Origin of the sequence: Paracoccus sp. NFXS7 (assembly GCF_040148865.1) — a bacterium.
Lineage (GTDB): Bacteria > Pseudomonadota > Alphaproteobacteria > Rhodobacterales > Rhodobacteraceae > Paracoccus > Paracoccus marcusii.
Genome location: NZ_JAKEKV010000008.1, coordinates 96577 through 109803, shown reverse-complemented (window position 1 = coordinate 109803; position 13227 = coordinate 96577). Strand labels below are relative to the sequence as shown.

The following is a 13227-nucleotide window of genomic DNA, read 5'->3' as shown; positions in this document are numbered from 1 at the left end:
TCGCCGCCGGGGTTGCGACACCATCAGCGTTTGACGCCCCGGCAGGGGTCGCTAAGGTGCGGCTTCGACAGCAAGGGGGCGGATGATGGATTTTCTGGCACGGGCGACGGCGGTCGTGGGCGGCACGATGGTGGCAATCAGGCGGTTCGGCGCGCCAAAGGTTCAGGCGGTCGGAACTGCACCGACCATTCCCGACGCCAAGCGCCAGGGTATCATGACGCTGAAGATGCCGACCGCCAAGGGCTGGGCGCCGGGCCATGTCCCCGACACGGCACCGGGTCTGGCGGTCAACGCCTTCGCCTCGGGGCTGGAGCATCCCCGCTGGATCGAGGTGCTGCCGAACGGCGACGTGCTGGTGGCCGAATCCAAGGAGCAGCCCAATCCGCCCAAGACGCTGATGGACCACGCGGCCCAGGCCACCATGCGCCGCGCCCGCGCCATCGGCACCAGCGCGAACCGCATCACCCTGTGGCGCGACACCGACGGCGACGGCGTGGCCGAGACACGCGAAGTGTTCCTGGAGCGGCAGAACCAGCCCTTCGGCATGGCACTGGTGGGTGACACCTTCTATGTCGGCAACACGGACGGAATCGTGGCCTTCCCCTATCAGGAGGGCCAGACGACGATCACCGCGGCGGGACGCAGGCTGGTCACGTTCAAGCCGAACGGCCACTGGACGCGCAGCCTGATCGTGTCGCCTGACGGTACCAGCCTCTATGCCGGCGTCGGATCGCTGAGCAACATCGGCGATCAGGGCATGGAAGCCGAGAAGGGCCGCGCCGCCATCTGGCGTCTGGACCTGGAGACCGAACAGGCCGGCATCTTCGCCTCGGGGCTGCGAAACGCGGTCGGCATGGCGTGGGAGCCGTCGACAGGCACCCTGTGGACGGTGGTCAACGAACGCGACGGCCTGGGCGACGAGACGCCGCCCGATTACCTGACATCCGTGCGCGAGGGCGGGTTCTATGGCTGGCCCTACTGCTATTGGGGCCAGACCGTCGACGACCGCGTGCCGCAGGATCCGGCGCTGGTCGCCCGCGCCATCACGCCGGACTATGCCCTGGGCGGGCATACCGCCTCCCTGGGTCTGTGCTGGATGCCCGCAGGCACCCTGCCCGGCTTTCCCGACGGAATGGTCATCGGCCAGCACGGGTCGTGGAACCGCTCGACCCTCAGCGGGTACCGGGTGATCTTCATGCCGTTCGCAGGAGGCAAGCCGTCGGGCCCGCCGCGCGACATCCTGTCAGGCTTCCTGTCGGATGACGAAAAGACCGCCTTTGGCCGTCCCGTGGGCGTCGCCATCGGCGCCGACGGAAAGTCGCTTCTGGTGGCCGACGACGTGGGCGACATCATCTGGCGCGTCACCGCCGCCTGACGTCAAGCTGGCCATGACGATGGCGCAAGCCACCGTCACGGCGATCAGCAGGATGGCCAAGGCCAAGGCAAGACGCGGGCGCATCGGTCACACCATCTCGAAGATTTCGGCGTGGATCGCGGACAGGGGCGTGCCTCTGCCCGCCAGCCCCGCACGAATTGCCGCAAGCATCGGCGCAGGCCCGCACATCATGTGCGGCCAGTGACGCGTCCGGTCGGGCAGAACCTGGTCCAGCATCGCGGCGTCGATCCGCCCCTTGACCGCCACGTGGCCGCCCGTGTCCCAGGGTTCAGGCGGCTCCTCGATCACATGGGTCACGCGCAGGTCGATGTCCCGGGCGATGCGGGAAAGCTGATCGCGGAACGGCACGTCGTCCCAGTCCTTGTTCGCATAAAGCAGATGGATGGTGCGCGGATCGCGGCGGGCTTGCAGCGCGTGAAGGTTGGCCAGGATGGGCGTGATGCCCACGCCGCCCGCGATCATCACGAACCCTTGGGCATGGGCCTCGCGGTCGATGGTGAAGACGCCATAGGGCCCGTCGATCCAAGCCACGCTGCCCACCTGCGTCTGCGACAGGCGACGGCTGTCGTCCCCCAGGGGCTTGATGGAAAAGCTGATGTCCGGCCCCTTGTCCGGCGCTGTCGAGATCGAGAACGGATGTTCGCGCAGCGAATAGGGCGTGCCGCCGACGGCCAGCCATGCGAACTGTCCCGGCCGCCAGTTGCGCAGCGCACGCCCCTCGGGGCGCAGGATCAGGGTGCGTATGCCGTCGCCCTCGTCGCGGTTCTCGATCACGCGCCACGGGTTGCGCGACTGTCGCCAGGGGCGCAGCAGGCGGGTGTAGGCGATCAGCCCGACCCAAGCCAGCGTGATCGCCAGCCACAGCCCCCGCGTCCCGTCGGCCCCGGTGAAATGCCCCGCCCCCAGCACATGCCAGATCGCCGCCGCAAAGCCGGTCAGCGCCAGACCGACATGCAGGTACCGCCACCACAGATAGTCCAGCCGCAGCCACTTGCGGAATTCCGACGTGATCACCATCGCCCCGAAGCACACCAGCGCAACCCGACCCGCCGTCATGTAGGGATCGGCCTTCAGCGGATTCAGGACGCCCATGTCGTCCTTGTGCCAGATGTACATCATCGCGAAATGCCCCAGCATCAGCGCCACCGCCCCCCAGCTGAGGAACCGGTGAAAGACCGGGATGATGTCGGCACCGAACGGACGCAGCAGCGGCTTCAGCCGTCCAGTCAACGCGAATTGCAGTCCGACCAGCGCCAGCGCCCCGAAGCCAAGCCCAAAGGCCATCGTCTGCGTGAAGGCCGCATTCCGCGGCGGATCGCCGGCCAGGATCACCGCAAAGGGCAGGATCAGGGCCGCCAACGCCAAGAGGACCCAGCCCGCGGCCTGCAACCGCACGGCCCATGTGCGGTCGCCCGGGCGGATATGGGCGTCGGGATTCTGGCTTGGGGCGATGGTCATGGGGGGCCAACGCGACCGCTTGCACGCAGTTCCGAATGCTTGCATGGAACCCGGGGCGCAGGCCATTGTTGGGGAACGACATTGCGCGCGCCCGCCCGCGATCCGCAACCAAGGAGAGACGATGACACAGGCGCTGATGCCCTATTGCGGCCCGGCACCGGCGCCGGACCAGTTGTGGTCCAGCTGGAACCTCGACCCTTGGGTGCTCATCGGCATCGCGGCACTGGCGCTGGTCCTGGCGCGCAAGGCGGTGCCTGACCGTCGCGGCCCCGCGGCCCTGGCGGTGGGGGCGCTGGTCGTGGCCTTCGTGTCGCCCCTGTGTGCGCTGACGGTGGCGCTGTTCTCGGCGCGGGCGGCGCATCACCTGGTGCTGATCACGCTGGCCGCGCCGGCGCTGGCCGTGGCACTGCCGCTGCTGCCGCGACTGCCGGCCGGGCTGTCGCTGGCCGTGGTCAGCGCGGCGATGATCGCGTGGCACCTGCCCGGGGTCTATGACGCCATCTGGGCGTCGGACACGCTGTATTGGGTGATGCAGGCGGCAATGCTGCTTCCGGCCTGGGCATTCTGGTCGGCGGTCCTGGCCCCCGGTTTCGGAGCCGAGGAGGCGATGCGCCGCGCCGTGCTGATCGGCGGGCTGGCCGGCATCATGGGCTTTCTGGGCGCGATCCTGACCTTTGCCCCCGACATCCTGTATTTCCCGCATGTGGGCGGCGCGATGGCCTGGGGCATGTCGCCCCTGGCAGACCAGCAGTTGGCAGGCCTGATCATGTGGGTGCCGGGCTTTGTCCCCGTGGCGGCCATCGCGGGTCGCATGGTCTGGCATGCCTGGCGGCGGGGGTTCGCCGCATGATGGTCGCGGGGCTGAAGTACCTGCATCTGGCGGCCATGCTGTGCTGGTGCGCATCGCTGGTGGCGCTGCCGCTGCTTCTGCATTTCTATGGCCAGATCTGGCGCGGCAAGGCCGACAGCAGCCAGACCCAGGCCCGCTATGCCGAATTCCGGCTGATCACGCATTTCGGCTATGTCGGGTTTGCGACGCCGGCGGCTGTCATCGCCATCGCGGCCGGGACCGGCCTGATCTTTGCCGATCAGGTGTTTGACCTGTGGTTCGTGGCCAAGCTGACGCTGGTGGCGGGCATGGCGCTGGTCCATGCGTGGATCGGTCACCTGATCCTGACATCGGGGGAACATCGCGGGCTGCAGAGCATGCCGTCGGCCCTGTGGGCGCTGGTGTTGGGGCTGCCCTTGATGATGGGCGTGCTGTGGCTGGTGCTGGCCAAGCCGGACCTGGCCTGGGTCGCGGACTGGATGCCCGATTTCATGCTGGCCCCCCGCGGTCAGTCGGTGAACCAGCCATGACGGCCCGCCTAGCCGCCCGCCCCGTCGCTTTTCGTGCCAATCTGATAGTCGAAGACCAGCTTGCCCCCATGCCAGCCGGTGATCCCGGTCATGGCCGCCGTCAGCGCCGACAGCAGGATGCCCCAGGGCAGCACCACGTCCTGCGGATCGGGCAGGCGGAACCCCCAGTTCAGTCCCAGCAGGGACAACAGCATCACCGCGAGGATGAAATGCGTCCAGCTTGCCGCCCGGATGCGGATGCCGGGCACCATCAGCAACTCGATCGTGCCGGTGATCCCGGCCAGGACCCCCAGGCCAAAGGCCGCGCCGGTCGCCCACAGCGCGACCCGCGGCCAGAATTCGTCGGCGGTCAGCCAGTACATCGCGTCGGCCCCGAAGGTGGAGAAGGCCAGTGCGATGGGAAAGGCCACCATCATCGCGTGCAGCGGATGGCCGGACAGGGCGATCTTGGTCTCGGTGTCGTTGAAGGCGACATGTTCCTCGATCGGGTCGGCAAGGCGGCGTCGCTGTTTCCAGGTGCGTCTCTGGCGCATGGGCACTCTCGTTGGGTCAGGGGCTTCTGGCACAAGGCATTGGCGGTGGCCGTGGTTCCGCTGCTGGCCGCATGTGGCGGCGGGCACAGCACGCTGAGCCCCGCGGGCCCCGCGGCGCGCGACATCGCGCTGTTGTGGTGGATCATGCTGGCGGGTTCGGCGCTGATCTGCGTCCTGGTCTTCGGGCTGCTGGTCCTGGCGGTGCGCAACAATGGCGCGCGGCGGTCGGAACGGACGTGGATCTGGGGCTGGGGCCTCGGGTTCTCGATGTCGGTGCTGGTCGTCCTCCTGGGGTTTTCGCTGTGGCTGGGAGAGGGGATGCTGGCGCGCGCCGACAACGTCCCCCGCGTCCAAGCCCATGCCGCGCAATGGGAATGGCGGTTCGACCAGCCCGGCCCCGACGGCGCCATCGTGCAGACCCGGGATACGCTCTATGTGCCGGCGGGACAGGATTTCGACGTGGTCATCACCGCCCAGGACGTCATCCACAGCTTCTGGGTGCCGCAACTGGGCGGCAAGATGGACGCCATCCCGGGCCACCAGAACATCCACCGCCTGCGCGCCGATCAGCCCGGCACCTACGAGGGCCTGTGCGCCGAATTCTGCGGCACCGGGCACAGCTTCATGCGTTTCACCGTCGTGGCCTATGACCCGAACGGCCCGATGCCCGACATGTCGGGCGCCCTGATCCCGGAGACCCGCCCATGACCGATCCGCAGCCGCAGGGCGGCCGGACCATCGCCCCGATGGACCCGATGTTCGACCCCGCCAGCGACGTGGCCCCCAACGCGCCACAGCGCGCGCTGGCCCTGCACCGCCAGCTGGACCGCACCTGGTCGGACGAGCCAGGATGGCGGGGGTTCTTCACCTCGGTCAACCACGGCACGATCGGCCTGCGCTTCATGGCGACGTCCTTCGTGTTCTTCGCCATCGGCGGCGTGCTGGCGATGCTGATCCGCGCGCAGCTGGCGACCCGCGACGGCGCCTTCCTGGATGTCGAGCTGTACAACCAGATCTTCACGATGCACGGCAGCATTATGATGTTCCTGTTCGCCATCCCCATGCTGGAGGGGCTGGCCCTGTGGCTGCTGCCCAAGATCCTGGGCGCGCGGGACATGGCGTTCCCGCGCCTGTCGGCCCTGGGCTACTGGTGCTATCTGTTCGGGGGGACGGTGATCGTGCTGTCGCTGGTGGCGGGCGTGGCCCCCGATGGCGGGTGGTTCATGTACGTGCCGCTGGCCGACAGCACCCACACCCCGGGCATCAACGCCGATGTCTGGCTGTTGGGCGTAACCTTCGTCGAGATCAGCGCCATGGCCGCCGCGGTGGAGATCACCGTGACCATCCTGCGCTGCCGCGCGGCGCATATGCCGCTGACCCGGATGCCGCTGATGGGCTGGTACCTGCTGGGCACGGCTGTGATGATGCTGGTGGGCTTTCCGCCGCTGATCCTGGGATCGATCCTGCTGGAGGTGCAGCGCGCCTTCGACTGGCCGTTCTTCGACATCGCGCGGGGCGGCGACCCTCTGCTGTGGCAGCACCTGTTCTGGCTGTTCGGCCACCCCGAGGTCTATATCATCTTCCTGCCCGCCGCGGGCGCGCTGTCCACGATCATCCCGATCATGTCGCGCACCACGATCCTGGGATACGGCGCGATCGTCGCGGCCATCGCGGGGCTGGTGTTCCTGTCCTTCGGCCTGTGGGTCCACCACATGTTCACGGTGGGCATCCCGCACATGGCGCTGGCCTTCTTCAGCGCGGCATCGGCGCTGGTGGCGGTCCCCACGGCGATCCAGGTCTTTGCCTGGATCGGCACGCTGTGGGACGGCAAGGTCAGCTTCCGCCTGCCCATGCTGTACGTCATGGGGTTCTTCTTGACCTTCGTCTTGGGCGGGCTGACCGGCGTGATGCTGGCCATGGTGCCGTTCAACTGGCAGGCGCATGACACCGCCTTCGTTACCGCGCACCTTCATTACGTGCTGGTCGGCGGCTTCGTCTTTCCGATGCTGGCCGCGGTCAGCTACTGGATGCCGCTGATCTGCGGGCGCTGGCGGGTGCGGGGCCTGGGGGAATCAGCGTTCTGGCTGATCCTCATCGGATTTCACGGCACCTTCTTCCTGATGCACCTGACAGGCCTTCTGGGCATGCCGCGCCGCGTCGCGGTCTATCCCAACAACCCGGAATGGGAATGGCTGAACCTGATCTCTTCGATCTTCGGCATGATCATGTCGGCGGGCTTTGCGCTGTTCGCCTTCGACGTGGTGATGCAGTGGCTGTTCGGGCGGCGCAGCTGGCGCAACCCCTGGGGCGCGCCCACGCTGGACTGGGCGATGCCCGTGCCCGCCCCGTCCTACAACTTCGCCTCGCTGCCCGGCCCGCGCCAGCCCGATTCCTCGGCCCTGCTGCCCCTGGCGCGGGGCGAGGGGTTGCTGCCCGGCGCGCCGCGCGACCTGCGAGAGACACTGGCCCTGGACGCGGGCAGCGGTCGGCCCGACCACGTCGCCGTCCTGGCCAAAAGCACCATGCTGCCGCTGTTCACCTCTGCCGCCATCGGCAGCTTCTTCGGGGCGGTGCTGGCCGGGCTCTACTGGCTGGCGCCCGTGGGCATCGTGCTGACCCTGATCGCGGGATGGAAATGGGGCGACATCATGGGATCGACGACCGATCATCCCGACGTTCGGGTGGCACCGGGCCTGACCCTGCCGCTGCATTGGCAGACCCGCAACACGCTGGCCCGAACGGGGACGGTGGCGCTGCTTCTGGCGGACGGGACGCTGTACGCATCGCTGCTGTTCGGGGTGGGCTTCCTGTCGGTCGTGGCCCCCGCATGGCCGGCCCCGGCCAGTGGCCTGTCGACCCTGCCGATGGCGGTCACGGCGGCGCTGGCCCTGGCGGCGATGGCGGTCGGCCTGGTCGCCGCCCACCGGGCCGAGGCGCTGCGCGACCGGGCGGCGGGCACCACATGGTCCGGGATCGGACTGGCCGCCTGCCTGGTCGCGCTGGTGGCATTGGCGGGGCTGGCCCTGGGGCTGGATGACCCGCGCCGTCACGCGCGCGACGCGTTGCGTGCGGTGATCCTGGGCTTTGCGGTGTTCCACGGCGTCGTCACGGCGATGCTGGCCCTGCGCAGCCTGGCCGATGCCCGCGGTGGCCGCACCAGCTGGGCGCGCCGAGGCGCCGCCCCGATCTGGCAGCTGTTCCAGTCCTTCTGGCTGGGCACCTCGGCCGTGTCGCTGACCCTGGTCGCCGCGCAGGAGGTGCTGTCATGAGCTGGCTGTGGCGCGCCCTGGCCGGGCCGATCCTGTGGGCGGCGATGTTCCTGCTGGTCTATGCGCTGCACGGCGCGGGCTGCAACCTGGGCTGGACCGACCGCCCCGCCCCCATCGCCGACTGGCACCACATGGCGATGTGGCTGGCATGGGGGGCGGGGTTGATCCTGCACCTGGTGCTGATCCGGGTCATGCCCGCGGGCCGGGGACGCCCGCGACAGCTGATCACCATGGGGGCCTGGATCGGGTTCGTCTCGACCCTGGTGACGCTGTTCCCGGTGATCGCGACCTCGACCTGCGCCTAGGGGCGCGGGCCGGTGATCAGGTACTTGGCCCCCGTGGCCTTGCGGACATAGGCACGGGCCGCATCCGGCGACAGTGCCTCACGCAGGGTCAGGCGTTCGGAATAATGGCTGGCAAAGGTCGTGGTCATTTCCGCCGCGACTCGCTCGCGCATCCTCTGGGTGATCGCCTTGTCGGTGCGGCGCAGCATGTGGAACAGCAGCCAGCCGCCGATGCGCCAGCTGAACCCGAATCCGCGGCGCAGCACCGTCGGCCCCGTGTCCAGCGCGCCATAGACATAGACCTGCTTCATCACGTCCGACCCGTACCGGTCATAGCTGTCCATCTTGCGCGCGGCCACAGCCTCCATCGCGTTCAGGATGATGCTGGTCATCTCTCCGCCGCCGATGGCGTCGAAGGCCAGCGTCGCGCCGGTGGCCTCGATCGCCTGTTCCAGATCGGCGCGAAAGCTGTCGCTGCTGCTGTCGACGACATGGACCGCGCCCAGATCGCGCAGCAGCCGGACCTGGTCCTGGCTGCGCACGATGTTGACCAGGCCGATCCCGTCATCCTTGCAGATGCGCACCAGCATCTGGCCCAGGTTCGACGCGGCAGGCGCATGGACGATGGCGCTGTGCCCCTCGGCTCGCATCGTCTCGACAAAGCCGAGCGCGGTCAGCGGGTTCACGAACAGCGACGCGCCCTGTTCCGCGGTCGCGCCGTCGGGCAGCACGATGCAGGCCTCCAGCCCGATCAGGCGCAGGTCCGCATACATCGCCCCCCCGATCATCGCCACGCGCTTGCCCACCAGATGGGACAGGTCGGGGCCGGCGGCGATGACGGTGCCCGCGCCTTCGTTGCCCACGGGCAGCGACTGGCCGATGCGGGCCTTCATCGCGGGCATCGCGGCGGGGGGAACCGTGGCGGTCAGGACCGGGGCGTCGGGGGTGCCCTCTGCGGTCAGGCTGTCCATGTCGGCGGGCCCAAACAGCAGCCCCAGGTCCGACGGGTTGATCGGCGCCGCCTCGATCCGCACCAGCAGCTGGCCGGGACCGGGGTCGGGATGGGTGACGGGCTCCAGATGCACCCGCAGCGTTCCGTCCGGCGTGATCGTCGATCTCAGTTCCTGGCCGTGATGGGTCATGATGTCCTCGGCTGATGCGTTGGACCCCACGCTATGCCCGGCGCCCCGCGGGGGCAAGCGGGGCCCTCAGCCGCGCCGCCCCTCCAGGACCGCCTTGAGGACCAGCGCGACCAGCGCCAGCAGGGTCAGGGTCGAGGCCGCCGCAAAGGCGCCCACCGCGTTCAGGTCGTTGAACAGCAGCTCGATATGCAGGGGCAGCGTGTTGGTCTGGCCGCGGATGTTGCCAGACACCACGGACACGCCCCCGAATTCGCCGACCGCGCGCGCCGTGCACAGGACCGCACCGTACAGCAGCGCCCACTTGATGTTGGGCAGGGTCACGCGGCGGAACACCTGCCAGCCCGACGCGCCAAGCGTCACCGCGGCCTGTTCCTGATCGGTTCCCTGCGCCTGCATCAGGGGCAGCACCTCGCGCGCGACAAAGGGTGCGGTCACGAACAGCGTCACCAGCACGATGCCCGGCAGCGCGAACATGACCTGCAGGTCGACCTCGCGCAGCCACGGCCCCAGCAGCCCCTGGCGGCCATAGAGCAGCAGATAGCAGATCCCCGCGATGATCGGAGAGATTGAGAACGGGATCTCGATCATGGTGACCAGGATGCCGCGCCCCCAGAAGCGGTGCTTGGCCACCGCCCATGCGGCGGCGATGCCGAAGGCGATGTTGATCGGCACCACGATCAGCGCGACCAGGCTGGTCAGCCAGATGGCGTGCAGCGTATCGGGATGCAGGATGGTGTCGGCATAGACCCGCCAGCCTTCGGAAAAGGCGCGGGCGAAGATGAAGACCAGCGGCGCCACCACGATCAGCAGCGTCAGCACCACGGCCAGCGCGACCAGCAGGCGGCCCGATCGGGCGGGACGACGCGGCGTCATCGGGTGGCCTCGCGGTGGCGGGCGGCCCAGGATTGCAGGATGTTCGACACGACCAGCAGCACCAGCGCAAAGCCCAGCAGGACCAGCGCGATGGCCGCCGCGCCGTTATAGTCGAACTCCTCCAGCCGGATGAAGGCCAAGAGCGCCGCGATCTCCGTCTCTCCGGGCAGGTTGCCGGCGATGAAGACGATCGCGCCGAACTCGCCCAGGGACCGCGCGAAGGCCGTCGTGCAGCCGGCCAGCCAGGCGGGCAAGATCGCCGGAAACACCACGCGGGCGAAGGATTGCCAGGGCGTGGCGCCCAGGGTCTCGGCCGCCTGTTCCAGCGCGGGGTCCAGATCCTCCAGCACCGGCTGGACCGTGCGCACCACGAAGGGGATCGAGGTGAAGGCCATCGCCAGCGCGATGCCCAGCACCGTATAGACCACCGGCACGCCCAGGGGGTGCAGCACCTGCCCGAACCAGCCGTTGGCAGAAAACAGCGCCGTCAGCGACAGCCCCGCCACCGCGGTGGGCAGCGCGAAGGGCACATCCATCAGCGCGTCCAGGATGCGCTTGCCCGGAAAGTCGTGGCGCACCAGCACCCAGGCCATCAGCAGGCCATAGACCGCGTTGAAGGCCGTGGCGATGGCCGCCGCCGTCAGCGTGACGCGGAACGCGGCCAGCGCCCGGTCGCTGCTGACGATGGCCCAGAAACCCGCGGGCCCGATTTGCGCGCCCTTCAGGATCAGCGCCGCGATGGGGATCAGGACGATCAGCACCAGATACAGCAGCGTCGTGCCCAAGCTGAGCGTGAAGCCGGGCAGGACGCGCTTGGCGCGGATCGGGGCCGTGGCAGTGGTCATCGGTTCACGAAGACCTGGTCCAGGATCGCGCCGTCGGCCAGATGCTCCTCGCGCACGCGGTCCCATCCGCCAAAGACGTCGTCCACGGTGACCAGCTCGACCGGGGCCTGGGCGTCGGCGAATTCCGCGGCGACCGTCTCGTCGGTGACGCGGTAGTAGTTGTCGGCCAGGATGCGCTGTGCCTCGGGGGTGTACAGCCAGTCCAGATAGGCGGTGGCCAGATCGGTCGTGCCGTTGTCCTCGGCATTCTCGGCCACCACGGCCACCGGGAAGGCCGCGAACAGGCTGATCGATGGCGTCACGCGTTCGAATCCCTGCGCCTCGTACTGCTTGGCGATCTGGCCGGTCTCGGCTTCGAAGGTCACCAGCACGTCGCCGATGCCGCGTTCGGCGAAGGTCTGGGTGGCCGCGCGCCCGCCCGTGTCAAAGACCGGCACGTTGTCAAAGACGGCGCGCACGAATTCCTGCGCCGCCGCCTGGTCGCCGCCGTTCTGCGCCAGCGCATAGGCATAGGCCGCCAGATAGGTATAGCGCGCATTGCCGCTGGTCTTGGGGTTGGGGAAGACGGGCGCCACGTCGTCGCGGGCCAGGTCGTCCCAATCCTCGATCCCCTTGGGGTTGCCCTCGCGCACCAGGAAGGCGGGCAGCGAGTAATAGGGCGACGCCCCGTTCGGCAGCGCGTCGCGCCAGTCCTCGGACAGCAGGCCGCCCTCGGCCAGCACGTCCACGTCGGTCTCTTGGTTGAAGGTCACGACATCGGCCGGCAGCCCCTCCAGGATGGCGCGGGCCTGGCGCGACGATCCGCCATGCGACATGTCGATGGTCAGGCTGCGCCCGGTATCGGCCTGCCACTTCTTGGCAAAGACAGGGTTCAGCGCCTCGAACAGCTCGCGCGCGATGTCATAGCTGACGTTCAGCAGCTTGTCCTGCGCAAGGGCGGGGCCGGACAGGGTCAGGGCCAGGGCGGTGGCGATCAGGGGCAGTCTCATCAGGCGGTTTCCTTCTGCATCGGGGCATCGGCAAAGATCGTGGCGGCGTGGACGGCCAGAGTGACGGCGGCGCCGCGGCTCAGCGTCGGGGCGCCGCGGCGGGGCATCTGGATTTCGGCCTCGGTCCCGTCCGCATGGGCGACGGTCAGGCGCAGCTCGGCACCGGTGCTGGCCAGGGTCTGGACGCGCCACCGCCCGTCCCCGTCCGGCGCGACGCGCAGATCGGCCGGGCGCGCGAACAGCTGCGCCGCGCCGTCGCGCAACGCGACCAGCGGCAGCGCGGACAGATCCAGCCCCGGCCCCTTCGCGCGGCCCGCCGTGACGGTGACAGGCAGCTGGACCGTGGCCCCCATGAAGCGCGCAACGAAGGGGGTGGCCGGGGCGTCGTGGATGGCGTCGGCATGGCCGATCTGCTCGATCCGGCCCTCGCCCATGACCACCACGCGGTCGGCCAGCTCGAAGGCCTCCTCCTGGTCGTGGGTCACGAAGATGGTCGTCGATCCGGTCGCCTCGTGCACGCCGCGCAGCCAGCGGCGCAGGTCGCGACGGATCGCGGCGTCCAGCGCGCCGAAGGGCTCGTCCAGAAGCAGCACCCGCGGCTTGATCGCCAGCGCGCGGCCAAGCGCCACCCGCTGACGCTGACCGCCCGACAGCTGCCCCGGAAAGCGGTCGGCCAGGTGGTCGATCTGCAGAAACGCCATCAGCTCGTCCGCGCGGGCGGCGTTCTGGGCGCGGGTCGGGCGCTGACCGCGCGGCAGGACGGACAGGCCAAAGCCGATATTGTCGCGCACCGTCATGTGGGGGAACAGGGCGTAATGCTGAAAGACGAAGCCGATGCGTCTGTCGCGGGCGGCCAGCGCCAGCCAATCCTGCCCCTCGACCCGCAGCTGCCCGGCATCGGGCCATTCCAGCCCGGCGATGATCTTCAGAAGCGTGGTCTTGCCCGACCCGGACGGGCCCAGCAGGGCCAGAAGCTCTCCGGGTTCGACCGACAGATCGATGCCGCGCAGGACATCGGTCCGGTCGAACCGCTTGGTCAGTCCTGCAATCTCGATCGACATCGGCGCACCCCCTGGCTG

13 protein-coding genes are annotated in these 13227 nt (G+C 69.0%); 6 read left to right on the top strand and 7 right to left on the bottom strand.

Annotated elements, in window-relative coordinates:
- Window positions 1-85 precede the first annotated feature (85 nt).
- A complete protein-coding gene (locus tag LZ686_RS14060; RefSeq protein WP_349548252.1) occupies window positions 86-1375 on the top strand; it encodes a PQQ-dependent sugar dehydrogenase in 1290 nt (429 codons plus the stop codon).
- A gap of 87 nt (window positions 1376-1462) precedes the next feature.
- Here the strand turns inward: LZ686_RS14060 and LZ686_RS14055 are convergent, their stop codons facing one another.
- Window positions 1463-2854 (bottom strand): ferredoxin reductase family protein, encoded by a 1392-nt coding sequence (locus LZ686_RS14055; protein WP_349548195.1) that lies wholly within the window; start codon window positions 2852-2854, stop codon window positions 1463-1465.
- Window positions 2855-2975: 121 nt separating this feature from the next.
- On the opposite strand from LZ686_RS14055, the gene LZ686_RS14050 reads away from it, so the two are divergent.
- Both LZ686_RS14050 and LZ686_RS14045 read left to right on the top strand, forming a co-directional pair.
- Window positions 2976-3704: a cytochrome c oxidase assembly protein gene (locus LZ686_RS14050; RefSeq protein WP_349548194.1), complete on the top strand. Its 729-nt coding sequence runs from the start codon at window positions 2976-2978 to the stop codon at window positions 3702-3704.
- On the top strand, window positions 3701-4213 hold the full coding sequence (locus tag LZ686_RS14045; RefSeq protein WP_349548193.1) for a CopD family protein: 513 nt from the start codon (window positions 3701-3703) through the stop codon (window positions 4211-4213). The genes LZ686_RS14050 and LZ686_RS14045 overlap by 4 nt, the downstream gene beginning before the upstream one ends.
- An 8-nt stretch (window positions 4214-4221) precedes the next feature.
- On the opposite strand, the gene LZ686_RS14040 is transcribed toward LZ686_RS14045, so the two are convergent.
- Complete coding sequence (locus tag LZ686_RS14040; protein WP_045983237.1) at window positions 4222-4746, bottom strand: DUF2231 domain-containing protein; 525 nt, start codon at window positions 4744-4746, stop codon at window positions 4222-4224.
- A 45-nt stretch (window positions 4747-4791) separates the two neighbouring features.
- Between LZ686_RS14040 and coxB the strand changes: the two genes are divergently transcribed.
- Genes coxB through LZ686_RS14025 form a run of 3 tightly spaced genes read left to right on the top strand, consistent with a single transcriptional unit; the run spans window position 4792 to window position 8320 of the window.
- Window positions 4792-5454: a cytochrome c oxidase subunit II gene (coxB, locus tag LZ686_RS14035; RefSeq protein WP_349548192.1), complete on the top strand. Its 663-nt coding sequence runs from the start codon at window positions 4792-4794 to the stop codon at window positions 5452-5454.
- A gap of 47 nt (window positions 5455-5501) precedes the next feature.
- Entirely contained in the window at window positions 5502-8015 is a 2514-nt protein-coding gene (locus LZ686_RS14030) for a cytochrome c oxidase subunit I (protein WP_502922015.1), read from the top strand.
- Window positions 8012-8320: a hypothetical protein gene (locus tag LZ686_RS14025; RefSeq protein ID WP_045999728.1), complete on the top strand. Its 309-nt coding sequence runs from the start codon at window positions 8012-8014 to the stop codon at window positions 8318-8320. The genes LZ686_RS14030 and LZ686_RS14025 overlap by 4 nt, the downstream gene beginning before the upstream one ends.
- Here LZ686_RS14025 and LZ686_RS14020 read toward each other — a convergent pair.
- The 5 genes from LZ686_RS14020 to LZ686_RS14000 form a co-directional block, all read right to left on the bottom strand.
- The gene (locus tag LZ686_RS14020) at window positions 8317-9441 is read right to left on the bottom strand and encodes a zinc-binding dehydrogenase (RefSeq protein WP_349548190.1); all 1125 of its coding nucleotides are present in this window, start codon (window positions 9439-9441) and stop codon (window positions 8317-8319) included. The two genes, LZ686_RS14025 and LZ686_RS14020, sit on opposite strands and share 4 nt — an antisense overlap.
- Before the next feature lie 66 nt (window positions 9442-9507).
- Window positions 9508-10314 (bottom strand): sulfate ABC transporter permease subunit CysW, encoded by an 807-nt coding sequence (gene cysW, locus LZ686_RS14015; RefSeq protein WP_045983240.1) that lies wholly within the window; start codon window positions 10312-10314, stop codon window positions 9508-9510.
- Window positions 10311-11159, bottom strand: a complete 849-nt coding sequence (cysT, locus tag LZ686_RS14010) for a sulfate ABC transporter permease subunit CysT (protein WP_045983241.1) — start codon at window positions 11157-11159, stop codon at window positions 10311-10313. The genes cysW and cysT overlap by 4 nt, the downstream gene beginning before the upstream one ends.
- Window positions 11156-12148, bottom strand: a complete 993-nt coding sequence (locus LZ686_RS14005; RefSeq protein ID WP_349548189.1) for a sulfate ABC transporter substrate-binding protein — start codon at window positions 12146-12148, stop codon at window positions 11156-11158. The genes cysT and LZ686_RS14005 overlap by 4 nt, the downstream gene beginning before the upstream one ends.
- On the bottom strand, window positions 12148-13209 hold the full coding sequence (locus LZ686_RS14000) for a sulfate/molybdate ABC transporter ATP-binding protein (protein WP_349548188.1): 1062 nt from the start codon (window positions 13207-13209) through the stop codon (window positions 12148-12150). Before LZ686_RS14000 ends, LZ686_RS14005 begins: the two co-directional genes overlap by 1 nt.
- Between the last annotated feature and the right edge of the window lie 18 nt (window positions 13210-13227).

Bases quoted from the DNA above. Each gene is read 5' to 3' on its own strand.
- LZ686_RS14060 (WP_349548252.1), top strand. From the start codon at position 86: ATGGATTTTCTGGCACGGGCGACGGCGGTCGTGGGCGGCACGATGGTG.
- LZ686_RS14055 (WP_349548195.1), bottom strand. From the start codon at position 2,854: ATGACCATCGCCCCAAGCCAGAATCCCGACGCCCATATCCGCCCGGGC.
- LZ686_RS14050 (WP_349548194.1), top strand. From the start codon at position 2,976: ATGACACAGGCGCTGATGCCCTATTGCGGCCCGGCACCGGCGCCGGAC.
- LZ686_RS14045 (WP_349548193.1), top strand. From the start codon at position 3,701: ATGATGGTCGCGGGGCTGAAGTACCTGCATCTGGCGGCCATGCTGTGC.
- LZ686_RS14040 (WP_045983237.1), bottom strand. From the start codon at position 4,746: ATGCGCCAGAGACGCACCTGGAAACAGCGACGCCGCCTTGCCGACCCG.
- LZ686_RS14030 (WP_502922015.1), top strand. From the start codon at position 5,502: ATGTTCGACCCCGCCAGCGACGTGGCCCCCAACGCGCCACAGCGCGCG.
- LZ686_RS14025 (WP_045999728.1), top strand. From the start codon at position 8,012: ATGAGCTGGCTGTGGCGCGCCCTGGCCGGGCCGATCCTGTGGGCGGCG.
- LZ686_RS14020 (WP_349548190.1), bottom strand. From the start codon at position 9,441: ATGACCCATCACGGCCAGGAACTGAGATCGACGATCACGCCGGACGGA.
- cysW (WP_045983240.1), bottom strand. From the start codon at position 10,314: ATGACGCCGCGTCGTCCCGCCCGATCGGGCCGCCTGCTGGTCGCGCTG.
- cysT (WP_045983241.1), bottom strand. From the start codon at position 11,159: ATGACCACTGCCACGGCCCCGATCCGCGCCAAGCGCGTCCTGCCCGGC.
- LZ686_RS14005 (WP_349548189.1), bottom strand. From the start codon at position 12,148: ATGAGACTGCCCCTGATCGCCACCGCCCTGGCCCTGACCCTGTCCGGC.
- LZ686_RS14000 (WP_349548188.1), bottom strand. From the start codon at position 13,209: ATGTCGATCGAGATTGCAGGACTGACCAAGCGGTTCGACCGGACCGAT.